The sequence below is a fragment of the Bacteroidota bacterium genome (assembly GCA_018692315.1).
Lineage (GTDB): Bacteria > Bacteroidota > Bacteroidia > Bacteroidales > JABHKC01 > JABHKC01.
The window spans coordinates 1-26,318 of record JABHKC010000044.1; the positions used below are offsets into that span (position 1 = coordinate 1).

General features: G+C 31.5%; 23 protein-coding genes. 13 read left to right on the plus strand and 10 right to left on the minus strand.

Translation table 11 applies throughout. The features are described from left to right. The first annotated feature begins 408 nt into the window (after positions 1-408). From HN894_03555 to HN894_03580, 6 genes are all read left to right on the plus strand, one after another. Positions 409-963 carry a hypothetical protein gene (locus HN894_03555; protein MBT7142389.1) on the plus strand — a complete coding sequence of 185 codons (555 nt, stop codon included), beginning with the start codon at positions 409-411 and terminating at the stop codon, positions 961-963. Positions 964-1,171: 208 nt separating this feature from the next. Next, the gene (locus HN894_03560) at positions 1,172-2,149 is read left to right on the plus strand and encodes a hypothetical protein (protein ID MBT7142390.1); all 978 of its coding nucleotides are present in this window, start codon (positions 1,172-1,174) and stop codon (positions 2,147-2,149) included. A gap of 819 nt (positions 2,150-2,968) precedes the next feature. Further along, positions 2,969-4,942 carry a DNA topoisomerase (ATP-hydrolyzing) subunit B gene (gyrB, locus tag HN894_03565; protein MBT7142391.1) on the plus strand — a complete coding sequence of 658 codons (1,974 nt, stop codon included), beginning with the start codon at positions 2,969-2,971 and terminating at the stop codon, positions 4,940-4,942. Between the two features lie 48 nt (positions 4,943-4,990). Then, positions 4,991-5,329, plus strand: a complete 339-nt coding sequence (locus tag HN894_03570) for a hypothetical protein (GenBank protein MBT7142392.1) — start codon at positions 4,991-4,993, stop codon at positions 5,327-5,329. A gap of 78 nt (positions 5,330-5,407) precedes the next feature. Further along, a complete protein-coding gene (locus HN894_03575; protein MBT7142393.1) occupies positions 5,408-7,072 on the plus strand; it encodes a S8 family serine peptidase in 1,665 nt (554 codons plus the stop codon). 139 nt (positions 7,073-7,211) lie between these two features. Then, entirely contained in the window at positions 7,212-8,099 is an 888-nt protein-coding gene (locus HN894_03580) for an EamA family transporter (GenBank protein MBT7142394.1), read from the plus strand. Between the two features lie 71 nt (positions 8,100-8,170). On the opposite strand, the gene HN894_03585 is transcribed toward HN894_03580, so the two are convergent. From HN894_03585 to HN894_03595, 3 genes are all read right to left on the minus strand, one after another. Beyond that, complete coding sequence (locus HN894_03585; GenBank protein ID MBT7142395.1) at positions 8,171-9,031, minus strand: sigma-70 family RNA polymerase sigma factor; 861 nt, start codon at positions 9,029-9,031, stop codon at positions 8,171-8,173. Between the two features lie 293 nt (positions 9,032-9,324). Beyond that, positions 9,325-10,500, minus strand: a complete 1,176-nt coding sequence (locus HN894_03590; GenBank protein ID MBT7142396.1) for an acetyl-CoA C-acyltransferase — start codon at positions 10,498-10,500, stop codon at positions 9,325-9,327. 278 nt (positions 10,501-10,778) lie between these two features. Next, positions 10,779-12,242, minus strand: coding sequence for an SUMF1/EgtB/PvdO family nonheme iron enzyme (locus HN894_03595; GenBank protein ID MBT7142397.1), 1,464 nt, complete (start codon positions 12,240-12,242; stop codon positions 10,779-10,781). 830 nt (positions 12,243-13,072) lie between these two features. Between HN894_03595 and fsa the strand changes: the two genes are divergently transcribed. The 5 genes from fsa to HN894_03620 all read left to right on the plus strand — a co-directional run bounded on the left by fsa (position 13,073) and on the right by HN894_03620 (position 17,421). Next, positions 13,073-13,720, plus strand: a complete 648-nt coding sequence (fsa, locus tag HN894_03600; protein MBT7142398.1) for a fructose-6-phosphate aldolase — start codon at positions 13,073-13,075, stop codon at positions 13,718-13,720. A 21-nt stretch (positions 13,721-13,741) separates the two neighbouring features. Continuing rightward, a complete protein-coding gene (locus tag HN894_03605; GenBank protein ID MBT7142399.1) occupies positions 13,742-14,356 on the plus strand; it encodes a threonylcarbamoyl-AMP synthase in 615 nt (204 codons plus the stop codon). Between the two features lie 65 nt (positions 14,357-14,421). Next, positions 14,422-15,639, plus strand: coding sequence for a dicarboxylate/amino acid:cation symporter (locus tag HN894_03610; protein MBT7142400.1), 1,218 nt, complete (start codon positions 14,422-14,424; stop codon positions 15,637-15,639). 113 nt (positions 15,640-15,752) lie between these two features. Further along, a complete protein-coding gene (locus tag HN894_03615; GenBank protein MBT7142401.1) occupies positions 15,753-16,661 on the plus strand; it encodes a hypothetical protein in 909 nt (302 codons plus the stop codon). 4 nt (positions 16,662-16,665) lie between these two features. Further along, complete coding sequence (locus tag HN894_03620; GenBank protein ID MBT7142402.1) at positions 16,666-17,421, plus strand: DUF2807 domain-containing protein; 756 nt, start codon at positions 16,666-16,668, stop codon at positions 17,419-17,421. An 83-nt stretch (positions 17,422-17,504) separates the two neighbouring features. On the opposite strand, the gene HN894_03625 is transcribed toward HN894_03620, so the two are convergent. Beyond that, positions 17,505-18,980: a proline--tRNA ligase gene (locus HN894_03625; protein ID MBT7142403.1), complete on the minus strand. Its 1,476-nt coding sequence runs from the start codon at positions 18,978-18,980 to the stop codon at positions 17,505-17,507. A gap of 75 nt (positions 18,981-19,055) precedes the next feature. On the opposite strand from HN894_03625, the gene HN894_03630 reads away from it, so the two are divergent. Both HN894_03630 and HN894_03635 read left to right on the plus strand, forming a co-directional pair. Beyond that, positions 19,056-20,867, plus strand: coding sequence for a hypothetical protein (locus tag HN894_03630; GenBank protein MBT7142404.1), 1,812 nt, complete (start codon positions 19,056-19,058; stop codon positions 20,865-20,867). Positions 20,868-20,919: 52 nt separating this feature from the next. Next, positions 20,920-22,371: a hypothetical protein gene (locus HN894_03635; GenBank protein ID MBT7142405.1), complete on the plus strand. Its 1,452-nt coding sequence runs from the start codon at positions 20,920-20,922 to the stop codon at positions 22,369-22,371. Positions 22,372-22,617: 246 nt separating this feature from the next. Here HN894_03635 and HN894_03640 read toward each other — a convergent pair whose 3' ends face one another. The 6 genes from HN894_03640 to rsmI all read right to left on the minus strand — a co-directional run bounded on the left by HN894_03640 (position 22,618) and on the right by rsmI (position 26,318). Next, the gene (locus HN894_03640) at positions 22,618-24,414 is read right to left on the minus strand and encodes a DUF2326 domain-containing protein (protein MBT7142406.1); all 1,797 of its coding nucleotides are present in this window, start codon (positions 24,412-24,414) and stop codon (positions 22,618-22,620) included. After that, positions 24,414-24,638 carry a hypothetical protein gene (locus tag HN894_03645; protein MBT7142407.1) on the minus strand — a complete coding sequence of 75 codons (225 nt, stop codon included), beginning with the start codon at positions 24,636-24,638 and terminating at the stop codon, positions 24,414-24,416. Before HN894_03645 ends, HN894_03640 begins: the two co-directional genes overlap by 1 nt. Positions 24,639-24,640: 2 nt before the next feature. After that, positions 24,641-24,790 carry a hypothetical protein gene (locus HN894_03650; protein ID MBT7142408.1) on the minus strand — a complete coding sequence of 50 codons (150 nt, stop codon included), beginning with the start codon at positions 24,788-24,790 and terminating at the stop codon, positions 24,641-24,643. Between the two features lie 53 nt (positions 24,791-24,843). Next, complete coding sequence (locus HN894_03655) at positions 24,844-25,212, minus strand: hypothetical protein (protein ID MBT7142409.1); 369 nt, start codon at positions 25,210-25,212, stop codon at positions 24,844-24,846. After that, entirely contained in the window at positions 25,209-25,397 is a 189-nt protein-coding gene (locus tag HN894_03660; GenBank protein MBT7142410.1) for a hypothetical protein, read from the minus strand. Before HN894_03660 ends, HN894_03655 begins: the two co-directional genes overlap by 4 nt. Before the next feature lie 249 nt (positions 25,398-25,646). Next, positions 25,647-26,318 (minus strand): 16S rRNA (cytidine(1402)-2'-O)-methyltransferase, encoded by a 672-nt coding sequence (gene rsmI / locus HN894_03665; protein ID MBT7142411.1) that lies wholly within the window; start codon positions 26,316-26,318, stop codon positions 25,647-25,649.

Below are 26,318 nucleotides of genomic sequence, written 5' to 3' on the forward strand. Positions count from 1 at the left end.
CACACAACTTCCAATTTGTCGCGAGTTTCCTTGAAGTATGCAATGCAAGCAGATTCATCAGGAAATCTGTTAGTAAATTCAAATAGGTTCATTTTTTCACACAAAGATAATAATTTTGGGCGAAATTCCTGATAGTCATTTTTATTTTTTATTAAGATTATGAATTCCAATAATTTGTGATTTTTTGTTTTCTAAAACCTAATTCTTAAATGCCTAAAAACAAGATCTTTCAAATTTATGATATTTAGCATTGAACAGCCCTGATTTTGAGCTATGGAAATTTTGATAATTTGCATAAAGAAGAGTAATATTTTGTAGAAGAAATAAATGGTTTGTTTTTTTTTCATATATTTGGAAATGAAGTATTGTAGAATAGCAGTTTAGTTACAAAATGAATATTGGTAGATTATGAATATGGTTTTAATGAATGCTTTGAATATGGAAGTATTAAACACTGTATTAAATACGACACATGTTTTAATAACATTTTTTTTATTCTATTTCGCATATTACCAAATAAAGAAACTGAACTCTGTTAACAATGCAACATTCATACAATCAATTACCTCAAATTTCAACAAAGCGGAAGTTATGACAATATTTACACTTCTATATTCGAATAGTGTAAAGTTTGAAACAAATGATGACATTCCAATATTTAAAATTGACATTAATAAAACAGAAAAGATATATCCTAAACTAATATACCCAGAAAAAGGATACTACACAGCAGAGGAAATGGATTTTTATGTGTTAAACAACTTGGATGATGTTGGCTTATATGTTGATCGTAGGTTAATAAAACTTCAAGATGCTCATACTACATTCGGATGGTATGTGAATTTGGTTATGAATAATAAAGCAATTAAATCATATTTTGATTGGCAATTGAAATTTCCAGAAGAATCATTTACATTTATTAAACTCAAACAACTAAATAAAAGATTTGAAACAATTCTTTAAAAACATTAAGAAATCAGTTTTATATTGCAAAAAAAGTAACAAATGCACCTAACCGATGGCAGATAATGCTTTTATCTACTATGACCAATTGCAAGTAAAATATATTTTTATAAATATTTTATTTTTTTTATAAAAATTTATGTTATTTTTGTATATCGAATAATAACAACCATGATTGTTATTAAAATTAATTAAAAAGAATTAAGTTATGAAAAAAAATGCAAGTATTTACATGTTTATTCTTATTATGATTCTATTAATTGCACAAAGCTGTAAAAAAGATGAAAATGGATTTAACATAAATCAACAATGGGAAATCCTTAATATTCCAGACAATAGAGGTTATGATGATTTTGTATGCTCTTTAAATAAGCTTATGTATGGCTTTGAAGATGATCTATACTTTTCAAATGACAATGGAAATACCTGGAATAACATTTCTAATGAAGTTTCCAATGGTACCAGTATTACCAGTTTTTATATTACAAACAATAATTTATATGTAAGTACTTCTTCATCATCACCATTTTATGAAGATGGTATTTATGTATCCGCAAATGAAGGTAAGACTTGGACTAATATTGGAGAAGGTTTGCATAATTACTTGACCTATTTAAATGTTTATACATTATATGTAAATGAGCCAAATATAATCGTTTACAATGGAGGTTATCTAATATTTACCTCAGAAGATAGTGGTAATACTTGGTCTGTGTCTAATTTATCAGGTGTTCGAGTAACAACTTTTGTTTCTTATGGTACAACTGTTTATGCAGGAACTGATGAAGGTTTGTATTCTTCTAATGATAATGGAATGAATTGGACTTTAGTAAGTGTTTTAGATTCAGAATATGTAATATCAATAGCCATAAAAGGCACAAACATCTTTGTTGGAACAACAGATAATGTGTTTTTTTCTAATAATGGAAGTTCATGGAGCACAATAAATAATGGTTTGCCTTCAAATATATATTCTTCCTCTGTCTCCATTAGCGGTAATTATGTTTTTGCTGGGATTTCATCAGAAGAAAGTGGTGGAGTCTATTTTTCTGATGACAATGGAGATAATTGGGTTAAAATAAACAACGGATTAACCTCTAATGTTAATATTGAGAATATTGAAATTAACGATCATTACATTTTTGCAAGTGCTGATGATGATGGACTGTGGAGACGTCCTTTATAAAAATCATAATAAAAAAATCTAAACCTTGCATAACCCGTCAACACAGATTTGCAATCCGTGCATACAAAAACACGAAAAGCATTTTCACATCGCCGCAATATTTCCCAGCTCACGACAACATGTTGTCGGTATGATTTGATAAAGCTACTCGCCCGATTGCATAGTATGTACTACAAATAAATAAAAATTTCTTCAATAGAAATAAAAAAGTAAGCACTCAATACTTTTTATTGTGCTGATAACAAGTCCAATAGGAATTGAATGCAAATGATCTCATTTGAAATACGTGGTATTTTGCAATTCAGAATTCTTTATGACTTACATCATTATTTCTTGCACCTATATCTATTGATATTCTATCCAATGAAGGATTGTCAAATGGATTGAGTTGAGTAGATACAAAACGCAAAATAGCAGGACGCTCCTACGGAACTATAAAAAAATATGAGCCATATTTTACAAACAGTATGATGCTCCTATGGAGCAAAAAACAACAAAAAGCCACAACAAGACATCTTGTTTGGAAAAAACAGCAAAATGATAAAAAGATAGCTCCAGCAGAGTAAGCTGGTTGTAAAATGTAATAATAAAAAATAAGCTCCAAAGGAGCCACCTGTTTGTAGAAAGATATAATCGCAAAAACAAAACCAGCTCCAGCGGAGCGACCTTTTTGTGAAAAATAATAGAATGAAAAAAAGATAGCTCTAACAGAGCAAGCCGTTCGTAGAAATTCCTAAACAAAACAAAATATTTCTTTTGTAAAATCGTAATAATTTATTAATTTCGGCATTGCTTTTTTAGAAAAAAAATAAAATGTAAATGACTGAAATAGAAAACAATAATAATGGCGTAACTGGATATTCTGCTGATAGTATTCAGGTTCTTGAAGGATTAGAGGCTGTAAGAAAACGACCTGCAATGTATATTGGCGATGTAAGTACAAAAGGACTACATCATTTGGTATATGAGGTTGTAGATAATTCCATTGATGAGGCACTAGTAGGATATTGTAATAATATAGATGTTTCTATAAATGCAGATTGTTCAATAACAGTCATTGACGATGGACGAGGCATTCCTATAGATTTTCACGAAAAAGAACAAAAATCTGCTTTAGAGGTTGTAATGACTGTACTTCATGCAGGTGGAAAATTCGATAAGGACTCATATAAAGTTTCAGGAGGTTTGCATGGTGTAGGTGTGTCTTGTGTAAATGGATTGTCATCCCATTTAGCTGCAGAAATACACAGAGAAGGATATATATATAAGCAAGAATACGAATTCGGTAAACCACTCTATGATGTTAAAAAAATTGGTACAACAGAAAAAACTGGAACGATAATTACATTTTATCCCGATGCTTCCATTTTCACAACTACTGTTTATAATTTTGAAATTCTTGAAACCCGACTTCGAGAATTAGCATTTCTCAATAAAGGGATAAAACTTTCTATCGTTGATAAACGAGAAAAAATTGAAAATGGAAATAATGAAAGTGATTATAGGCAAAAAACATTTCTTTCAAAAGATGGTCTAAAAGAATTTGTTGAATTTTTAGATGCAAATAGAGAGAGATTAATTCAGGATACAATAAATATTGAAACTACGAAACACGATGTTCCTGTTGAAATTGCTATGCAGTACAATACTTCTTATGGCGAAAATATTCATTCATATGTAAATAATATAAATACACATGAAGGAGGAACACACCTTACTGGTTTCCGGCGAGGATTGACCAGAACCTTAAAAAACTATGCCGATAAATCCGGAATGCTTACAAAACTAAAGTTTGATATTAGTGGAGACGATTTTCGTGAAGGACTAACAGCTGTAATTTCAGTAAAAGTTCAAGAACCTCAATTCGAAGGACAAACCAAAACAAAACTTGGAAACTCAGAAATTAGTAGTGTTGTAGATCAGGCTGTTAGCGAACTTTTGTCGAATTATCTCGAAGAAAATCCGAAAGATGCCAGAACAATTGTACAGAAAGTAATTCTTGCGGCAACAGCTCGTCATGCCGCTCGGAAAGCCAGAGAATTAGTTCAACGAAAAAATATTCTTGGTGGTGCCGGTTTGCCCGGAAAACTTGCCGATTGTTCGGAAAGAGATCCGACACTTTGCGAAGTATTTTTTGTTGAGGGCGATTCGGCGGGAGGTACTGCTAAACAAGGTAGAGATAGAAAATTTCAAGCAATAATGCCGCTTCGTGGAAAAATTTTGAATGTTGAAAAAGCAATGATGCATAAGATATTTGAAAATGAAGAAATAAAAAATATTTACACTGCCCTCGGTGTTTCAATCGGGACTGCAGAAGATAGCAAGGCTTTAAACCTCGAAAAAATACGTTATCATAAAGTTGTAATTATGACCGATGCGGATGTTGATGGCAGCCACATTACAACATTGATTATGACTTTCTTTTTCAGATATATGCTGGAACTTATTGAGCGAGGTTATCTTTATATTGCAACCCCACCATTATATCTTGTGAAAAAAGGCAAACAACAACAATATTGCTGGAGCGAAGAAGAGAGAATTGCATTTATAAATGAAATTGGTAAAGGCTCGGAAAGTGGAGTACATATTCAACGATACAAAGGACTTGGTGAAATGAATGCCGAACAATTGTGGGAAACTACCATGAATCCTGAGAGAAGGACCTTACGGCAAGTTACCATTGACAGTGCTGCTGAAGCCGACAGGATTTTCTCTATGCTTATGGGCGACGAAGTTCCACCAAGAAGAGCATTTATTGAGCAACATGCAAAATATGCTAACATTGATATTTAAGGCAAAATATTTTAGAATAAAATATGTAATTCTCTGAATTGATTTGTGATGGGAAAACAAAAGATAGCTGTAGTTTTATCATCAGTGCGATTACAAATTTATATTTCCTCGTTTTTTATTCTAATCACAATTCTCGCAGCAATATTCAACTTCATTGAATTACAAAAAATCTGTGTTTGTATTTCTAATTATTTAGCATACTCATGGATACTTTTCGGAATTTCAATTATTTTTGGATTAATTCTTTTTCTTCAACTCACTGCTATTCAAGATATTAATATTCAAAACAAACGCATAATAGTTTTGACAATTTTGCAAACAATTAGTTTCATCGGAGGCATAGTAATATTTGTTTTATTTGGTGCCTTACTGTTAGATTTGTTATAGTTCATTCACAGCGCAACTGTAATTTCCTAAACTTTTGAATAATTTAATTAGCTTTGTTATTTAATATGAATTTATAGAATGATGAAATATAAGATAATTTTAGTCTTTTTTAGCTTAAGTTTTGTAGTAAATGCTCAAGTAGCTCCAAACAAATATAGAATATATTTTACAGATAAAACAAATACCCCCTATTCTATTCAGAATCCTGAAAATTTTTTATCGGAACGAGCCATTCAGAGAAGAATTAACCAGAATATTCCCATAATTGAAAATGATTTACCCGTAGATCCTGTTTATGTTGACAGTTTGATATCTTTAGGATTGGAAATCCTTAACACATCGAAATGGATGAACACTGCCGTTGTTTTCTCAACAGATACTGCACTTTTAGACACTATTCAAAATTTAGGTTTCGTTTCAGATTTATACAAATCTGCTTTACTATATGAAAACAAAACAACTAAAAATAAATTTGGTTATCAAATTAAAAATGAAAGCTTTGCAACAGATAGTTTCATTTTGTTTGACTACGGAGCAGCTTCCAACCAAATAAAAATGCTAAACGGACATATACTGCACAATCAGGGTTTTCAAGGACAGGGAAAAATTATTGCAGTAATCGATGCCGGATTTTATCATACAGATATTTTACCAGCTTTTGATAGTTTGTGGGCTAATAATCAAATAATTGGCACAAGAGATTTTGTCGATGGAGGTACAGTTTCATTTTCTGGACATACTCATGGAATGATGGTACTTTCTACAATAGGTGCAAACATACCGGGCGAATTTATAGGTACAGCTCCAAAAGCAAAATTTTGGCTATTGCGTTCGGAAGATGGTGCTACAGAATATGTAATTGAGGAAGATAATTGGGTTTCTGCAGCAGAATTTGCTGATAGTGCCGGTGTAGATATAATCAATACATCTTTAGGATATAACACTTTCAACGATCCAAGTCAAAATCATACTTATTCTGATTTAGATGGAAATACAACTGTAATTTCTGTTGGAGCTGATATTGCTGCAAGTAAAGGAATGTTAGTAGTTGTTAGTGCCGGAAATAGTGGAGGTGGCTCTTGGCAATATGTTACTGCACCTGCCGATGCCGATAGTGTTTTAAGTGTTGGGGCTGTAGATGAGAATGAAGTTTATGTTGGTTTTAGCTCTACTGGCCCAACTCCTGACGGTAGAATAAAACCAAATGTTGCAGCAAAAGGTTATGGTGCTACGATTCAATCAACGGGAGGTCAAGTTAGTTCAGGAAGTGGAACTTCTTTTGCTAGCCCAATAATTGCTGGTATGGCGGCTTGTTTATGGCAAGCAAACACGGATTTAACAAATATGGAAATACTTCATGCAATTGAAGAAAGTTCCGACCAATTTTTTTCGCCTGATTCATTAAAAGGATATGGTGTACCAGATTTTGCTGCATCGAATTTAGTTTTACAGAATATTGAATATGATGACTTTTACAATGAAAATCATACAAAAACATTTCCTAATCCGTTTACAAATCAAATTAATATAGAATTTTATAGTGTTGATAGTCAGTATATCAATATTGTTGTTGTTGATTTATTAGGAAAAATTGTAAAAGAATATTCTGTCTCTCTTAAATTGACTTCATATAATAAGGTATGCCTTAACAATTTGCAAGACTTACAAAACGGAATATATTTTGTAAAAATTAGTACAAATTTAAGGTCCTATCAATCTAAACTTATAAAAGTAAGTAAGTAATGTCTTTAAGTAGTTTTAATAATTTATTAATGTACTAAAACCAATTATCTCAATACAAAATTTCACACAAATGCAAATCTGAAAACGATTATTAGATAAATCACAATTTCAGATTCATTCTCAAAAAACGTTTAAATACATGAATCTCGAAAGAAAACTATGGCAATGGGCAATACTGATTTTTTTGGCAATTATTTGGGGTTCATCGTTCATTTTAATGAAAAAAGGACTTGATTCTTATACAGATTACCAAGTTGCAGCTTTTCGAATTTTCATTTCTTTTGTAGCTTTTATACCATTGATAATTAAGAATTTAAAAAAGTTATCGAAAGAGAATGTAAAGTCTTTGTTAATTGTTGGTTTCATTGGAAACGCTTTTCCTGCAATACTTTTTGCCAAAGGTCAGACAGAAATAAGTAGTTCGCTTGCAGCAATGTTAAATACCTTAGTTCCTGTATTTACCCTCGTTATTGGTGTTATTTTTTATAAAATTAAAACTAATATAGTAAATATTTTTGGAGTATTGATTGGATTAATTGGAGCTGCTGTTTTAATTTTTTATAGCTCAAATGGATCATTCGAAGGAAATTACTGGTATTCAGTTCTAATAGTTGTTGCAACAATGTTTTATGCAATAAATACAAATGAAGTGAAAAGTAAATTGCAGAATTTAAGCGGAGTTTCAGTAGCTGCATTATCCTTTCTGATGATAGGTCCATTTGCCGGAATTTATCTTATATTTTCAGATTTCACAAAAGCAAGCGAAAGCCCCGATCGTTTATTAAATTTCGGATATATTTGTGCTCTTGCATTATTAAGTTCATTCACAGCTATTATTATTTTTAATGTATTAATAAAACATACAACGGCTTTGTTTTCTGCTTCTGTTACTTATATTATCCCTGTATTTGCGATATTCTGGGGAATATTAGATAATGAAACTGTCAGCTTGATTCAAATATCCTCTGTTGTTATTATTTTTCTCGGAATTTATTTGGTAAACAAAAAAAAAGGAACTCAATCGTAATTTTGAATTCCTTTTTTAAAGGTAATTGATTTTAATAATCTAAAAGACTCATTTTCATGAACCACTACATTTTATCCAAGATAAGACTTCAATAGCTTACTTCTTGATGTGTGTCTTAATCTCCTAATTGCTTTTTCTTTAATTTGACGGACTCTTTCGCGGGTCAAACCAAACCTCTCTCCTATTTCTTCTAATGTCATTTCTGTCATTGAAATACCAAAAAATAGTTTGATAATATCTCTTTCTCTTTCGGTGAGAGTAGCAAGTGCTCTATCAATTTCTCTGCTTAGAGATTCGTTAAGCAAACTTTTATCGGCAATTGGCGAATCGCTGTTAATTAAAACATCTAACAAGCTGTTTTCTTCGCCATCGACAAAAGGTGCATCCACAGAAACATGACGGCCTGAAACTCGCATAGTATCAACTACTTTTTCTTTAGGAATTTCTAAAGCATCGGCCAATTCTTCAGGTGATGGTTTTCTTTCAAATTCTTGTTCGAATTTAGAAAATGCCTTATTTATTTTGTTTAGCGATCCTACCTGATTTAAAGGAAGTCTGACAATTCTGGATTGTTCGGCTAAAGCCTGCAATATTGATTGTCTAATCCACCAAACAGCATACGAAATAAATTTAAAACCTCTTGTTTCATCGAATTTCTGGGCTGCTTTTATTAATCCTAAATTACCTTCATTAATTAAATCCGGCAAATTCAAACCTTGATTTTGGTACTGTTTTGCTACAGAAACAACAAAGCGTAAGTTTGCTCTTGCTAATTTTTCTAAAGCAATTTGGTCTCCCTTCTTAATTCTCTGAGCCAATTCAACTTCCTCTTCAACAGTGATAAGTTCCTCCCTGCCAATTTCTTGTAAGTATTTGTCTAGAGAAGCACTTTCTCTATTTGTAATAGACTTTGTTATCTTTAATTGTCTCATTTACTATATTTAAAAATTTTGCAAAAATAATACTTTAACCTCACAAAACAAATTTTTTGTTCAATTATTTAACTGTTAAAAACAATCGTTTATTATCTCATATTCAGCACATTATATTTTTGTAATCGTTGTTATACGAACAGCTTAGCTTTTAGTTACATTTTTTTGAAATTAAATAAATTTTATTTTATAATGTTTTTATGCATGACTAAAAGATATACTGAAAAAAATACTATAAATAAAAAACCCTCTTTATTAAACTAAAGAGGGTTTTTTATGAAATAATTAAAACTTTAGACCATTTCAACAACAATAGCAGAAGCTCCTCCCCCGCCATTGCATAATCCGGCAACACCGGTTTTTGCATTTTGCTGTTTCAAAACATTCAGAAGTGTTACAATAATTCTGGCACCAGATGCTCCTAATGGATGACCAAGAGAAACTCCTCCTCCGTTTACATTTACAATTTTTGAATCAAGTTCCATTTTCTTTAAGTTAGCAAGCGCAACCACAGAAAATGCTTCATTAATTTCATAAAAGTCAATATCTTCTTTTGTCAAACCAGCTTTTTCTATTGCTTTTGGAATAGCTAATGCCGGTGCGGTAGTGAACCATTCAGGGGACTGAGCAGCATCTGCATAGCCTCGAATTTTGGCAATTGGTTTAACTCCAAGTTCTTCTGCTTTTTCTTTGCTCATAAGTACCAAAGCTGCAGCACCATCATTTATAGTTGAAGCATTTGCGGCAGTTACTGTTCCATTTTTAATAAAAACAGGACGTAAAGCTGGAATTTTCTCAAATTTTACATTTTTATATTCTTCGTCTGTATCAACAATAATATCTCCTTTTCTTGAAGGAATAACTACTGGGACAATCTCTTCTTTAAAAAGACCATTTTCCACTGCATTTGCTGAGCGTTTATAAGATTCTATTGCAAATTCGTCTTGCTCTTCGCGAGAAATATTCATTTCTGTAGCACAAAGCTCGGCTGCATTTCCCATATGGTAATCATTGTAAACATCCCATAATCCATCTTTAATCATTCCGTCAAGTATTTTTCCGTGCCCTAGTTTCAAACCCGATCTTACACTGTCTATGTAATGAGGAACTGCTGACATATTTTCCATACCGCCGGCTACTACAATGTCGTTGTCGCCTAACATTATTGATTGTGCTGCAAACATAACTGATTTCATTCCTGAAGAACAAACTTTATTAACAGTGGTACATGGAACGTGATTTGGAACACCTCCAAAAATTGCGGCTTGACGTGCCGGAGCTTGTCCAAGGTTTGCTTGTAGAACACTTCCCATAAAAACCTCATCGATACTGTTTGCATCAATACCTGCTTTTTCTATAGCACCTTTTATTGCAGTTGCTCCCAATTTTGTTGTTGGAACTTTTGATAATGAACCACCAAAACTTCCAATTGGAGTTCTTACTGCCGAAACAATATATACATCTTTCATACTATAAACATTTAATTAATTTTCGATAAAAATAGTAACAAATTGTAAAAACCAACATGAAATTTCGCATGATTTTATCATTATTTTCACAAAAGCTATTAATATGCTAAATATTAAGCGATTATAATTATATTGAAGGAATTAAGTTTGTTGATAAGCGAACTTACTGAGATTCATTATTGCTTCTAATCTATCATTAGAATGAACAAAAAAATGATTTTCGAAAATATTTTACACCCAATATGTTATGTCTTTTTTAAAATAGAAAACCTAAAATACTATGGTAAAACAATTCGGAAGCCTATAAAGTTGTAGCTGTAGTACGGGTAGGTGTTGAAACGACGGGAAAGCTCACAGCTGATGAAACTGCCGTACCAGCTACCACCACGATAAATGCGGACAGAGCCCGATGTAGCTCCTGTTGGGTTGTTTGTTCCCGATGGATAGTTAGTTTGATGTCGGTCTGCTGTCCACTCCCAAACATTACCGCTCATATCGTATAAACCAATTTCGTTTGGCAGTTTTGTACCTACAGGATAGCTTTGGTTGCTACTATTTGAGCTGTACCAGGCATAATTTCCAAGTGAGCTGCTGCTGTTTGTGCCTGCATAAGTGTCATTATATGTTCCGGCGGCTTGTGCTATGGCTGCTCCTCGTGCTGCTGATTCCCACTCGGCTTCAGTGGGTAATCTGCCTCCTGCCCACAAGGCATATGCATTTGCTCCATACCATGTTACTTCAATTACCGGGCAATCGGCTGTTGGGGCATGATTACTACCACCAAAATAAAAGCTGCTGCCGTTATGGTCTATGGCACAATATGAGCCATTCATATCAATATACTCAATATTCCCATAAGCAGCATCGAAGTAACTGCCAGTGGCATTGCAGTTTATACTGTTCAGGAAAGCAATAAACTCGGTGTGTGTCACTTCGTATTTGCTTATGTTGTAGGAGCTTAGTGTTACATTGGTGCCATTTATATCGTAAACTCCGGCGGGGATTTGTACAAAACCTTCCGGTATCGGTGGTTCGTTTGCAAGATAAATTATAGTATCAGCTAAATTCATTTTTATTTGATAGCCTTGCCCGGGTTCTATATCGCCAATAAGATTAAATCCATATTGTGGCCAATAAACATTTCCAATCTGGTCTTTTACTAAATCAATATTTAGACCGATAGTATAAAGCATTGAATCGATTGGTGCTACAGCTTTTCTCAGATATCCAATCATGCTCCATCCGGCAGGAACTGCAATTGGGGTTTGTTCTGGACCAAGTTCAATACCAGAAATAATAAGTGTATCAGCAGTGTTTGTTTTTATTTGATAGCCATGTCCAATTGTAATATTTCCAATATTATTTATTCCATATTGCGGCCAAAACACAAGTCCCAAGAAGTTTTTTGTTATATATACATTGTTTACAATTTCTGAAAAAACTGAATCAAGCAATGGATACACAGGGTTTATATATGTTGAAAAAATATTCCAACCGGAACTTAAAAAGATTTCTTGTTCGTCATAAATGATTTCTATCTCATAAGAACTAGTAAAAACCTGATTCACTGTATCTGATATAGTTAAATAATATATACCATTTGCCAATTGATCAATATCTTCGGAGGTTTCACCGTTCGACCATAAATATGAATATGGCGGAAGTCCACCCGCAACACTAATATCAATTGAACCTGAAGTTTCACCTATTGGGCAGCCCTCAATAGTAACACCTGTAATCATTATCGGTGTAAATGCAATTAGAGAATTTAATACGCTATATCCTCCAGCAGAAAAATTTCCTTGTTGTGGTAATCCTGACAAATAAGTTGCTTCTGCATCAAACTCACTTTGGTCTGAAGCTCTCCATATTTTCCATTTGAATTCTTCATTTGTTGCAAAGCCATTGTTAATTCCACTTTGTGTTTCGTAAGCGATAATGGAAATTTGGCTGCCTGTCAATTGCGTATATCCACCACAAGCAAGCCCACCTGAGTTTAAATTATAAAAAACTCCAACATAATTGCCCACAGAAATCTGAACTCCATTGATAGATACAGGAATTGTTCCTTGAGCAAGAATGGTGTGCGAAATGCCTGTGTTGGTATAAGTCCAAGCTGGCTGCGAATAGCTATAAGTAATAGCAAAAAGAACAATTAATATACTTGTAATTTTTTTCACAATATTAGTTATTTAAGGAATGAATATTTATCGCAAAGTTAAAAATTCATTTTAATTGCTAAACATTATTTTTATCACTAATTTCATTCTTTTATAGGCAAATTATAATTTGTCTATTGAAGTTAAATGTTGAAGTTTTAAGGCTTTGTAGAACTTTAAAAGACGATTTGAGATTCATAGTGTGTTCGATTTAAAAGTGATTTGGTGATCCGAAGTCACCAAATCACAAAATTAACTTTCCTGTGTTTCGTTCGAGGCATTTCAGACATAGCAATACGCACATAATCCTTTTAGTTTTTTTTTAAAATTAATTAATCAATAAGTTCTTTCAATCGAAATACTTTTACATATTTGATTATTTTTGTGCGATTTTTTAATGAAAAAATAAGAAAATGAAGTTTTTTATAGATACAGCAAACCTCTCTGAAATAAAAGAAGCTCAGGATTTAGGAATACTTGATGGAGTAACAACCAATCCTTCACTTATGGCAAAAGAAGGAATCAAAGGAGATTCTAAGATTTTGAACCATTACAAGCAAATTTGCGAAATTGTTGATGGCGATGTAAGTGCCGAGGTAATTTCTACAGATTTTGAAGGAATGATAAAAGAGGGTGTTGTACTTTCCAAATTGCACCCGCAGATTGTTGTAAAAGTTCCGGCTACCAAAGATGGAATTAAAGCCATCAAATATCTTTCAGGAAAGGGAATAAAAACAAATTGCACATTGGTTTTTTCTCAAGGCCAGGCTCTGTTGGCTGCAAAAGCCGGGGCAACCTATGTTTCGCCATTTATTGGTAGATTGGACGATAATTCTACCGATGGAGTTGAACTTATTTCTCAATTAGTAGAAATGTTTAACTACTACGAATTTGAAACTCAGGTACTTGCTGCATCTATTCGACATACAATGCACATTATCAAGTGTGTAGAAGCCGGCGCAGATGTTGCAACCTGTCCTCTTAAAGCAATTCTCGGACTATTGAACCATCCACTCACTGATATTGGGATTGCAAAATTTTTAGCAGATTATAATAAGTAATTTCAAATAGCTTTAAACATTATGTTAATAAAAATATATCCACAAAACCCCAGCGAAAAGCAAATAAATCGAATTGTTGAGATTCTTCAAAAAGGAGGAATAGTTATTTGTCCTACCGATACGGTTTATGGAATGTGTTGCGACATAAATAATCATAAAGCAGTGGAGAGAATAGCCGCTATTAAAGGCATTAAAAGGGAAAAAGCAAATTTTTCTTTCATTTGCCACAGCCTCTCGCATCTTGCCGATTATGCAAAACATGTTGACAATAATGTATATAAGCTAATGAACAGGAACTTACCCGGACCTTTTACATTTATTCTAAATGCAAGCAATAAAGTTCCCAAATTGTTTAAAAGTAATAAGAAAACTGTAGGAATAAGAGTGCCAGAGAATAATATTGTTAGAGAAATTGTCAGGATTTTAGGGAATCCAATAATGTCAACTTCTGTTTACGACGACGATGAAGTTCTGGAATATACAACCGATCCGGAATTAATTCATGAAAAATACAAAGATATTGTAAACGTAGTGATAGATGGAGGTTATGGCAACAACGAAGCATCAACCATTGTGGATTGCACAGATTCAGATTATGAAATCCAGCGTCAGGGAATTGGTATTTTAGAAACATAAGCCATATTTACGCATTATTATCTTATGAAAATCTAAATATATTCAGGCTACCTAAAAACTATCATATGTTAAAACTAAAATTACATTGGCAAATATTGATTTCATTCTGTTTTGCAATTGTTTATGGAATATTTTTTAGCGAATATGTTGGTTATGTAAGTTGGATGGGAGTATTATTTCTGCGTGCCCTAAAAATGGTTATTATTCCGCTTATTTTAACATCAATCATTTCAGGAATTGCCAATATTGGAAATGCCGAAAATCTTGGCCGCTTAGGAATAAAAACCATGCTATATTACATGGCGACCAGTATTCTCGCAATTCTCACAGGCTTGTTTTTTGTAAATCTCCTAAAACCTGGAGTAGGCGCAGAATTGGGTCTAAAAGAAGAAGTTGTTGGACTAAATGAAGCCAGCGAATCGTTTGGGGATACATTAATCAACATAATTCCTACAAATATTATTTCAGCTATGGCTGAAAATCAGATGCTTTCGATAATATTTTTTGCACTAATATTCGGATATTTCATAAGTAAAGTTCCTCATAAGAATAGTGTTTTTCTTACTAATTTCTTTAATTCGGCTTTCGAGGTAATGATGAAAATTACAATGTTTGTAATAAAATTTACAGCTTTTGGAATTTTTGGTATTGTAGCAAAAGTTGTTTCCGAGCAATCTGATTTACCTGAACTTTTTGGCCGTCTCGGTATTTATATGCTTGCTGTAATATTAGGTTTGCTTGTACATGCTTTTATTTCCTTGCCCCTTTTGCTGAGGTTTGTTGGAAAAGTTAATCCACTCAAACATTTTTCTGCTGTTACTACTCCGCTATTAACTGCTTTCTCTACTTCATCATCGAGCGCTACACTTCCATTAACAATGGATGCAGTTAAGCATAAGTCAGGAGTTTCAGATAAAATCACAAGTTTTACTTTGCCTTTAGGTGCAACAATTAATATGGACGGAACTGCACTATATGAACTTGTAGCCGCCATGTTCATTGCTCAGGCATATGGAGTTGAACTTGGATTTTTCGAACAAGTGATTGTTGTTCTAACAGCCTTGCTTGCCTCGATTGGTGCCGCAGGAATTCCAATGGCAGGATTGGTTATGATCACAGTAATTCTTTCTGCAATTGATCTCCCGCTCGAAGGAGTAGGTTTAATTCTTGCAGTTGATAGAGTTTTAGATATGTTTCGTACTTCTGTAAATTGCTGGAGCGATACTTGTGGAGCCGTAATAATAGCAAAATCGGAAGGCGAAAAACTGAAGGTTCAAACTTAAAAACTTTTTCGTTTTTGTGATTATTTTTAGTTTAATATTGCTATAAATCACTTTGTTTTCATATATAATATTAAGTAAATTTGCTATCTGTTTACTATTAAAATATTTTCATTATGAAAAATTCAAGAAAACTTTCGCAAATATTTTATACAACTTTGGGATTATTGATTTTACTTCAATTAAGTGCAATTTCCCAAAATACGAAAACTGAATCATCAGATATCAAGCATAATATTATTGAAAAAGAAATTGTTACAGAAAGTGATTCGATTGCTAATATTGAAACTAAACAAGGATCAACTATTATAGGTAGAATTATTAAAAAAGGAAATGTTAAAATAGTTATAGAATCTTATGAGTTTGGAGAAATAACAATTTTACTGGAGAATATTAAAAATTTAGAAATTGTTTCATCTGATAGGATAATAAATGGTAAATATTGGTTTGAAAATCCGCATGATTCGAGATACTTTTTCGGACCTACAGCACGAAGTTTGAAAAAAGGTGGAGGATATTTTCAAAATATGGAATTGATTTTAATGTCGGCAAATTATGGAATAACTGACAATATATCTATCGGTGGAGGTTTTTCAATAATGCCTGATGTGGAAATATCAAAACAATTGTTTTTTTTCCAACCAAAGATTGGATTTCAAATTAGTGAAAAAATTAGTGCTGGTGGCGGTTTATTTCTTTTTGGAGCTTCTGAATTTCTTGGTAGTATTGTATATGGAAATTTGACTTATGGAAACTCTGATATCAATGAAACCATCGGTTTAGGTATTGTTTCATTGGATGACGAATTCTTGAAGTACCCAATCTTGATGATCAGTGGAATGCAAAGATTGTCTCCAAGAATTGCTTTAGTTACAGAAAATTGGATTTTTAGTGAATTGCAAATAGTTTCTGCTGGAATCAGATTTTTTGGTCAAAAAATCAGTGTAGATTTAGCTTTAATAAATTTATTGCAAGATCCTATTTTTCCAGGAATTCCTTATGTCGATTTTGTTTTTAAGTTTTAAACTAATGCTTAAAATAAGATACATTAATCCGTTATATACAAGACAAATATATTTGCTTGCATTAGTTTTTTTATATTCCTGCAATTTAGAAAATTGTTATCAGGCTACAGGAGGAGAAACAATAGAAATTAGGCAATTGTCAGATTTTAACGAAATAGAGATTAACGATGTTTTCGATATTTATCTGCAACAAGATACTGTGAATGAAATAAAAATAATCTGTGGTGAGAATTTAATTCCACAAATTTCTACTAAAGTTTCAGATAAAAAGTTGGTTTTATCGAACAATAATATTTGCAATTGGACCCGCTCATTCAAAAACAAAATTGAAGTTACAATTAGCTTTATTTCAATAAAATACTTACTATTAAATGGGGAATGTAATATTTTTTCGAATGATACTTTATTTGGAAACAAAATTCTGATTGATAATTATTCCGGAGTTTCAAGCATGCAACTATCTTTAAATTACGATACTATTCATTTCAGTTTACATAGCGGAACCGGCGATTTTATTTTGAATGGCAGTACAAATATTGCATATTATTATAATCATGGCACAGGATATTTGTTTTCTCAAGAATTAGTTTGCAGTAAAATATTCATCACAAACAGCTCTACCGGAGATTGTTATGTTAATGCTACAAATTCTCTATTTGTTTCGATTATTGGAAATGGAGATATTTATTATAAAGGAAATCCTGAAATTAACTTTGGAGAAATGACTTCAGGTGGAAAATTAATTGAAATTTTGGAATAAAATTGACGAAAATCAATTCTGAATATTGATCAGCAGTCTTTTATATAAAAAGAAATTGAAGACTGCTGACCAAAAATATTGTACTAATAAGCCTTCGCAAACAAAACTCGCATATTTGAAGGTTTACCTGATATTATGCATTTGCCTTCCTCTTCAGTAGAATCGAAAGGAATACACCTAATTGTAGCTTTTGTTTCATCCTTAATTTTTTGCTCACTTTCGGCTGTACCGTCCCAATGAGCTAAAACAAAACCACCTTTTTCCTCAATTATTTCTTTAAATTCATTGTAGGAATCAACTTTATTAGTGTTATTGCTCCTAAAATCGAATGATTTTTTATAGATATTTTTCTGAATTTCGGTCAATAAATTTTCAACAATTTCTTCGATGTTTTCTTGTGGTATAAACTCTTTGGTAAGAGTATCTCTCCTTGCGATTTCAAGCGATTTGTTTTTAACGTCCCTCGGACCTATCGCAATACGAATAGGAACTCCTTTCAATTCATATTCGGAAAATTTGAAGCCCGGTTTATGAGTATCTCTATTGTCATATTTTACGATGATTCCTTTAGATTTAAGCTTCTGTTCTATTTGTTTTGCAACAATATCAACTTCTTCAAATTCTTTGTTTCCTTTATAAATTGGAACAATAACTACTTGAATTGGTGCAAGCTTTGGAGGAAGAACTAATCCCTTATCGTCGCTATGAGCCATTATTAAAGCTCCCATCAATCGAGTAGAAACTCCCCATGATGTTGCCCATACAAATTCTTGTTTACCTTCTTTTGTGGCGAACTTCACATCGAATGCTTTTGCAAAATTTTGCCCTAAAAAATGCGATGTTCCCGATTGCAAAGCTTTACCATCTTGCATTAAAGCTTCTATAGCAAAAGTCTCAAGTGCCCCGGCGAATCGTTCGCTTTCTGTTTTTGCACCTTTAATAACTGGTAGTGCCATCCATTGCTCGGCAAAATCTGCATAAACATTTATCATTTTCATTGTTTCTTCTTCAGCCTCAAGTTTCGTTGCATGTGCTGTATGCCCTTCTTGCCAAAGAAATTCTGCTGTTCTTAAAAAAAGACGAGTTCGCATTTCCCATCTAACAACGTTTGCCCATTGGTTTACCAAAATCGGTAAATCTCTATATGATTGTATCCAGTTTCTATAGGTGTTCCAGATTATTGTTTCTGAGGTGGGTCTGATTATGAGTTCCTCTTCCAATTTTGCATCATCATCAACGACTACACCTTTACCATCAGGATCATTTTTTAATCGGTAGTGAGTAACAATTGCACACTCTTTTGCAAATCCTTCGACATGACTTGCTTCTTTGCTAAAAAAGGATTTTGGAATAAACAAAGGAAAATACGCATTAGAATGTCCTGTATCTTTGAACATTTTATCTAATTGTGCTTGCATTTTTTCCCAAATTGCATATCCATAAGGTTTAATCACCATACATCCTCTCACGGCTGAGTTTTCCGCTAAGTCTGCTTTTATAACCAACTCGTTGTACCATTGCGAATAATTCTCGCTTCTACTTGTTAAAAATTTTGCCATCTTCTAATTTTTGGTATAATAATTGTAAATTGCACGTTTGAATTTATTGCAAAGAAAAAGAAAATATTTATAAAAATGATATTTAAAGGAGGAAAGAAAATGAAAACAATGTTCAAAATTTTTGTAGTTATACCTTTATTGTTTGTTGGATGCTCAACAACGGATTACATTAATTCAGGATATACAGATGACATATATTATTCGCCTGACGACCAGGAAGTTGAAATTGAAAAAGAATATGTATATGTTGATACAAATCAAACTAATCAAGAAAACTCAAATAATGAATATGTCTATAAAAGTGGCGGAATAGCCGAGGAAAACCAAGATTTTGAAAATAGAGATTATTCAAATTATGGTAATGATGAAAATTTAGAAAATCAGAATCAGGAATATTATGATGATGAGGAATATGAATACTATCCTGAAGAGGAATATTATGATGATGATTTTGAATATGACGATTATTACGATTATCAGTATGCTTCACGAATAAGAAGATTTCATAATCCTTATGTCGGTTGTGGTTATTACGACAATTATTATACAAATTATTATATGTATAACCACGATCCATACTACTGGGGTTCAAGCATTTATTTGGGCTACAATTGGTGGTATCCTTCATATGGATTTTATGGATCTTATTATAGTCCATACGGTTTTGGATTTGGTTTTGGCTACAATCCATTTTATTATTCCTATTATTCACCATATTATGGATATTCTGCAGGATATTATCATGGTTATTGGGACGGTTACTATTCAGGAAATTACGGAGGAAATTACCATGGCGACAATTACTACAATAGCTATGACGGAACAAATTACTACTATGGACAAAGAGAAAATAGTAGTACAGATGGGATTGTTGATAGAGGAAACACTTCGCTTGGAAGAAAGTTTGAAAATTCAATAAAAGAAAATGGTGGCAATATTCATTACGTTTCTACCAATGGAAGTTTTTCGAATTCTGCTGCAATTTCTAGCACAAAATTACCTGTCGATCATAAAATAACAAATTCAAAAGCTCCTCAAAATTTGCCTACTGCAAGCAACTCTCAATCGAATAGTTCTGTACAGAGCGATGCTAAAAACATTAAAAACCCAAATAATAATTTATCAAATAGTACTACTCAGCCTACAAAAACTAATGTTAGTGAAAATAGTAAAATTCAAACTAATAGGACTATTTCTGAACAATCTTCAAAAAAGAATATAGACCCAAGTTCAAAATATTCGAGTAACACTAAAACCTACCAGGATTATAATAAGGAAGTTTCGAAAAATACTCAATCAAGTAAAACAAGTAGTAATACAAGCTCAAAGCCACCACAATCAAAAAAATATATTTCGAACACATCTAAATATAAAAAGCCAAGTAATACTACTAAACCAAAATATAATAGTGATTCTCGCTATAAATATTCTGATTCTAAAACATATTCAAAAAGTAGCACGAACCAAAATTATTCAAAACCAAAAAGTAGCACAACAAGCAATTCGAATTATAGAAAAAGCACTTCAACAAAGCAAAATTATACTAAACCTACTAAAACTTATTCTAAACCAAATAAGACCTATAATAGCCCAAAAAGAAATTCATCTTATACGAAACCACGATCTAATTCAAGTAGTAGCAGCTCAAACCGAAACTCACGATCGAGCTATAGCTCACCGAGCAAAAGTGCAAATAAAAAATCATACAGTTCTCCGCGTAGTAGTTCAAGTTCAAGCCGTTCCAACTATTCTTCACCTTCAAGAAGTAGCTCAAGTTCAAGCCGCTCTAGCTATTCGCCCTCAAAAAGTAGCTCAAGTAGTTCATCTTCAAGAAGCAGCAGTTCATCTTCACGTTCTTCATCAAGTTCAAGCAGAGGTCGTAGATAATTTTGTTGTCAACAGAAGTTTAAAAAGCCATTAACTCAAAAATCAAATAATCATGAAAAAAGTAATAAGTATAGTATTTTTCACATTGTTAATCACAACAATTTCATTCTCGCAAAATGGAAGCGATGCTTTGAGATATTCGCAAAGTTTTCCGCAAGGTACCGCCCGATTATCAAGTATGGGTGGAGCTTTTGGAGCACTTGGCGCCGATTTTTCCGCAATTCTTATTAATCCTGCAGGATTGGGTGTCTATCGTAAATCGGAATTTGTTCTTACACCGTCAATTTCATACAATAAAACATTGTCGAACCTGAATAACCACGCTTACGAAGATTTCAAATACGATTTTGGACTAAATAATATTGGTCTGGTTGGTACATTCAAAACCGGAAATAAAAATGGATGGATAAGTACAAGCATTGCTTTCGGATATAATCGTATAAGAAATTTCGATTTTAATACTCTCGTAAAAACAGATGAAGCAACAAGCTCTATGCTCGACGAATTTGTCTATAATGCAAATAATGGAGATATTCGAAATTTTTACGAAAAGATGGCAATCAATACGGGTGCAATATATTTCGATTCTTTATCGAATATTTACACAAACGATTTCATAAAATATAACAATTCCGAATATGGACATTTACAGCGACGTTCAATAAATACTAGTGGAAAGATGGGTGAATATGTAGCTGCAATAGCGACAAATTTCGATAATAAAGTTTTTATTGGAGCAAGCATAGGTTTTCAGAAAGTGAATTACTCAAGCACTTCTATTCACGAAGAAGAAGATACGAGAGATGAAATTGAATATACAAACAGATTCATTTACGAAGACAATCTCAAAACTGAAGGAATTGGTATAAATTTCAAATTGGGAGCAATTGTTAAACCTGTACAATGGATAAGAATTGGTGGAGCAATTCATTCGCCTACATTTTTCGACTTGAAAGAAGATTTTAATTCTACAATGGATTTCTTTATGGATAACGAAATCGACCAATTCAGAGATATTGCAAGTGGCGGATATGATTATGAATTGACAACACCTTTGAAAGCTATCGGTAGCCTCGGATTTGTAATATACAAATCTGCGATTGTTAGTTTCGAGTACGAATTTATCGACTATTCGACCATGCGATTGAGAAACGGTGGCGATGGATACGATTTTTACAATGAAAATGAAGAAATTCAAGGAAAATATGTTTCAACCGGAAATCTGAAAAGCGGTGCAGAATTGAAATTTGGTCCTTTAAGTTTGAGAGCTGGATATTCCTTATATGGAAGTCCTTACAACTCTGATGCATTAAATAAAGATGCTTTCACAACAGCCTATTCCGGTGGTTTTGGAATAAACAGTAAAAGCTTCTATTTCGATTTTGCATATGTTTATTCACAACAGTCGATAGAATATGTTTTGTACCAATACTCGGATCCAGTAGTTTCTACGATAGAAAAAAATCCAAATCAACTAATGGCAACATTAGGATTTAGATTCTAAAATACATTTTATAGATAGTTAAATTAGAAGGAAGCTGGAGACGGCTTCCTTTTTTTTGTTATAAATAATGAATATCGAATATTGAATAATGAATTTTAGAAAACTTCAAATAGTTATTTTGTCATATATTCTTTTATATGTTGGGTTGCCCATTGTCTAAATTTTGTAGCTACATGCGATTTTTGTGAATTGTTTTCTTGTACTTTCTTTTAGTTTCAATGTGTATGAATGCTAAGCGTTGGCATTTTAGAAATTTCCAAATAATTTTTTTGAAGGGGTTAAAGTTAATATTGCCTCATCTTCAATCTTTTCATTACTTACCTTATCTGCATTTCCAAATTCTTCAGTTAAAGTTCCTTCTTGATTGTATGTTAAGATATATTGAAACCGCTGTCCTTTTAGTTCAAACTGTTGTGTTTTTGTCTCAAAGTATTCGTACAAATGGACAAATTGTGCTTTATCAACACTATCAAAAATACCATCGTGAACTAGAAATCTTGGAGCATTTAAGTTTTTATACATTGAATTAAATAACAATGAAATATCGTAAATAAGTGTTCTTACATTATTTTTGCCTTTACCAAACATTGATGAGTTTTCTAGAAAACTGATTGCAATTTTTGATTGTTTATCTGTTGCCCCAATATCAAATATTGAATTATCATCCTTATATTCAGGATAAATTGCATTATACGTTTCGTGTATAATTTTTGAAAGTTCATATTTATAAGAACTAATTTCTTTTTCAAAATCCAAAACTTTAACTTCAAGCTTTTTTATTTCAACTTCAATTTCTGTTTTTTCTATTTTCAAATCTCGATAAATATCAACCCTCCCTTTAAGTTCTGAAAGTTCATTTTTCTTTTCTGTTAATCTATAATGAGCTTCCGACAGATCTTTAATAGCTTCTTCATTTGAAAGAAAATCAAAAATATTTTTCCGTTTATTTTCTAATTCATTAATTTCCTTTTTTCTTTTATCAATTTTTTTCTTTAATTCTTTTACTTCTTCATTAATAAACTCTTTTCTTGATTTTATTAAATCTTTTTTAAATTTTATTGTTTCATCTAACGTTTTCTTGATATTCTCTGCAAGAAGTACATTAAATTCTTTATAAAGTTGCTCCACTCTTTTTGTTTGTATTTTAGTATCATCAAACTTTAAACTATTACTAAAAGCTTCTATTTGTTTTTTATCACTATAATTTTCAAACCATAATTGTTTGATTTTTGCAGTATATTCGTCTGCTTTTTTTTCATCAACTATATAATTTTCTTGAAGTTTAAAGCTTTTAATTGTCTTATCTAACTCTTCATATTCTCTTTGTAATTTATTTAAATTACTTGATATTTTTGCTTGTTGATTGTCAGAAAGACTTAAATCATACTTTTCTTCAAAAAATGATTTTATACCATCTAATGCTGGTTTAATTTTTTTTAATTCTGATTGATATTTGAAATTATTAAATGACAAAGCATTATCAATATCCATTAAAAACAAATGATATTGATTTAACTCTGTTTCATTTGTTTCTTTTATATATCTAATAGGGTCAGTAAAACCCTCTTTTTTATATTTATGTATTTTTAAATAAAATGGAATTAATTTTCTTAACCAAATATTTGTATAATGCCCCTCATAATCTTCTTTTTTGAAAATTAAATCGCACAGTTTAGTTTTTATTTCATCTTTTGTATATGGTGCAAATTTTGAATTGCTAATTGAAAATAAAATTTCTTTATTAGGATTGTCAAAAGAACGCTTTATAATATAATTAGTTTCATTAATCCCAAACTCTAAAACAACCGTTTTTTCTTTTAAATAACCTTTGTTATACGCTGCAAAAAGCCGTTTATTTCTACTGTTATAATCAGAAAGCAAAGCAAAATCAAGTATGTCTAAGAATGTAGATTTGCCAATATTATTTAATGATTTTTTTGATTGTGTAGATTTCTCTTTTTTACCAAAGATAAAATTTATACCAGATTTAAATTCCACTGGTTCAAAAGTAATAGGTTCTGTATATAGTTTATTTAAATACATTATTTTTTCAAGTAAATCTGAAATTCGTTTTTATCTACAATTTCTGAAAGCCATAAAAATGTTAAAGCATCATAATACGTATCAAAGCTTATATCTATTTTCTTTTTAATTTTTTGATATAGTTTTTCAATATTGTAAGATTGTGTTTTCAGCAATTTAATTATCTCAGAACCAATTACAAAAACATTCTTGTTTAAGTTTTCATATTTAGATGGAATAATCATAATTAAAATAATTTCTGTTGCTTATTTTTATTTTCATCCATTGTTTTTTTGCCAAAGTCACAAAATTCAAAGAAATATAAAATTAAAGCGATAGAATTTGCCAGATAATCAGGATTGTTAATATTTTGCTTTGGAATATATTTTTCAGACATTTTTTCAATAATTGTATAATCATCTATAATTGTCTGATTATCTTTTGTGTTTCTTATTTCTCTGTAATTTTTTTTTGAATTTCAATTTTTAGTGCAATTACTTTTTCTTGATTTTCGTTTGAAATAAACTGTTGAATTAAATCTTTACGTCTCCATAAATTACTAAAATAGTTTTCTATATTTTTACGATCAACACCTTTAAAATTTAGAGGAATTTTTATTTTTAAATCTGTTAGTTTATCTTTATTTACTTCATATACTTCCCCTATTTCTAACACATTATCATATATATATTTAAAGATATCTTCAATAATACCAAAATCTTTTACTTCATCAAAAGCAAAATAATTATTGACAGTACTACTATCACCAAGTTGATAACCTGTTCCTCCTTTTTCAATATTTTGTTTTTGACTTTTCATTTATTAATATTAATTGTACTATTATTTCCAGTTTGATAACCTGTACTTTTTTTTCCAATTTTCTGCTCTTGCTTGTTAATAAAATTTAGCTGTTTTTTATATTTATTCTTCTGTATCAACTGAATAATGCCAAAAATAAATGATATTAAGCCAAACAACCAACCTGATATTGAAATAAAATCCATAAACATTATTTTTTAACCAACAAAAGTACATATTTTATCTTTACTCAATCTCAATTTTATCAATTTCTCTTATTATTCTATAAATTTCAGAAAGAGCTACTATTATTTTTTGATAATATAAAATATCGTCAAACTCCAATTTTCGGTATTTCAGCCATTTTTGGGCAGCTTGATAACTACAATATAAAATTCCCAAGCTACGAGTAGCATATTTTCAAAATATGAATCAAAATTCACAATTGAAAAATATTATTTTTCCCCTTCAACAACAATAACAATTTCGCCTTTTATTTTTTTTTCTGAAAAATAATCTATCACTTCTATAATTGTTCCACGCTTGTTTTCTTCATAAATTTTTGTCAATTCGCGAGAAACCGAAACTCTTCTATCCTCACCAAAAAACTGAGCAAACTGATTTAAAGTTTTCAACAATCTGTATGGCGATTCGTAAAAAATCATTGTTCTGCTTTCTTCAACAAGTTGTTCTATTCTCTTTGTCCTACCTTTTTTTTGTGGCAAAAATCCTTCAAAACAAAACCTATCGCTGGCAAATCCAGAATTTACCAATGCAGGAACTAAGGCAGTTGCTCCTGGCAGGCACTCAATTTCAATGTTGTTTTTAAGACATTCGCGAACCAATAAAAAACCCGGATCTGAAATAGATGGTGTGCCTGCATCAGAAATAAGAGCTATGTTTTTATTAATTTTAAATTGATCTACTATTCTCGAAATTGCCTTGTGTTCATTAAATTTATGGTAAGATTGTAGCTTTTTTTCAATGCCATAATGTTTCAGTAGTTTTTGTGAAGTTCTGGTGTCTTCAGCCAAAATTAAATCTACTTCTTTTAGAATTCTAACTGCTCTAAAAGTAATATCTTCAAGATTCCCAATAGGTGTCGGAATTATATAAAGTTTGCACAT

Bases quoted from the DNA above. Each gene is read 5' to 3' on its own strand.
- HN894_03580 (MBT7142394.1), top strand. From the start codon at position 7,212: ATGAATCTCGAAAGAAAACTATGGCAATGGGCAATACTGATTTTTTTG.
- HN894_03645 (MBT7142407.1), bottom strand. From the start codon at position 24,638: ATGATTATTCCATCTAAATATGAAAACTTAAACAAGAATGTTTTTGTA.
- HN894_03615 (MBT7142401.1), top strand. From the start codon at position 15,753: ATGAAAAATTCAAGAAAACTTTCGCAAATATTTTATACAACTTTGGGA.
- HN894_03555 (MBT7142389.1), top strand. From the start codon at position 409: ATGAATATGGTTTTAATGAATGCTTTGAATATGGAAGTATTAAACACT.
- HN894_03595 (MBT7142397.1), bottom strand. From the start codon at position 12,242: ATGATTACAGGTGTTACTATTGAGGGCTGCCCAATAGGTGAAACTTCA.
- HN894_03570 (MBT7142392.1), top strand. From the start codon at position 4,991: ATGGGAAAACAAAAGATAGCTGTAGTTTTATCATCAGTGCGATTACAA.
- fsa (MBT7142398.1), top strand. From the start codon at position 13,073: ATGAAGTTTTTTATAGATACAGCAAACCTCTCTGAAATAAAAGAAGCT.
- HN894_03605 (MBT7142399.1), top strand. From the start codon at position 13,742: ATGTTAATAAAAATATATCCACAAAACCCCAGCGAAAAGCAAATAAAT.
- HN894_03625 (MBT7142403.1), bottom strand. From the start codon at position 18,980: ATGGCAAAATTTTTAACAAGTAGAAGCGAGAATTATTCGCAATGGTAC.
- HN894_03575 (MBT7142393.1), top strand. From the start codon at position 5,408: ATGATGAAATATAAGATAATTTTAGTCTTTTTTAGCTTAAGTTTTGTA.
- HN894_03635 (MBT7142405.1), top strand. From the start codon at position 20,920: ATGAAAAAAGTAATAAGTATAGTATTTTTCACATTGTTAATCACAACA.
- HN894_03620 (MBT7142402.1), top strand. From the start codon at position 16,666: ATGCTTAAAATAAGATACATTAATCCGTTATATACAAGACAAATATAT.
- HN894_03640 (MBT7142406.1), bottom strand. From the start codon at position 24,414: ATGTATTTAAATAAACTATATACAGAACCTATTACTTTTGAACCAGTG.
- HN894_03655 (MBT7142409.1), bottom strand. From the start codon at position 25,212: ATGAAAAGTCAAAAACAAAATATTGAAAAAGGAGGAACAGGTTATCAA.
- HN894_03560 (MBT7142390.1), top strand. From the start codon at position 1,172: ATGAAAAAAAATGCAAGTATTTACATGTTTATTCTTATTATGATTCTA.
- HN894_03585 (MBT7142395.1), bottom strand. From the start codon at position 9,031: ATGAGACAATTAAAGATAACAAAGTCTATTACAAATAGAGAAAGTGCT.
- HN894_03630 (MBT7142404.1), top strand. From the start codon at position 19,056: ATGATATTTAAAGGAGGAAAGAAAATGAAAACAATGTTCAAAATTTTT.
- gyrB (MBT7142391.1), top strand. From the start codon at position 2,969: ATGACTGAAATAGAAAACAATAATAATGGCGTAACTGGATATTCTGCT.
- HN894_03610 (MBT7142400.1), top strand. From the start codon at position 14,422: ATGTTAAAACTAAAATTACATTGGCAAATATTGATTTCATTCTGTTTT.
- HN894_03650 (MBT7142408.1), bottom strand. From the start codon at position 24,790: ATGTCTGAAAAATATATTCCAAAGCAAAATATTAACAATCCTGATTAT.
- rsmI (MBT7142411.1), bottom strand. From the start codon at position 26,318: ATGTGCAAACTTTATATAATTCCGACACCTATTGGGAATCTTGAAGAT.
- HN894_03590 (MBT7142396.1), bottom strand. From the start codon at position 10,500: ATGAAAGATGTATATATTGTTTCGGCAGTAAGAACTCCAATTGGAAGT.
- HN894_03660 (MBT7142410.1), bottom strand. From the start codon at position 25,397: ATGGATTTTATTTCAATATCAGGTTGGTTGTTTGGCTTAATATCATTT.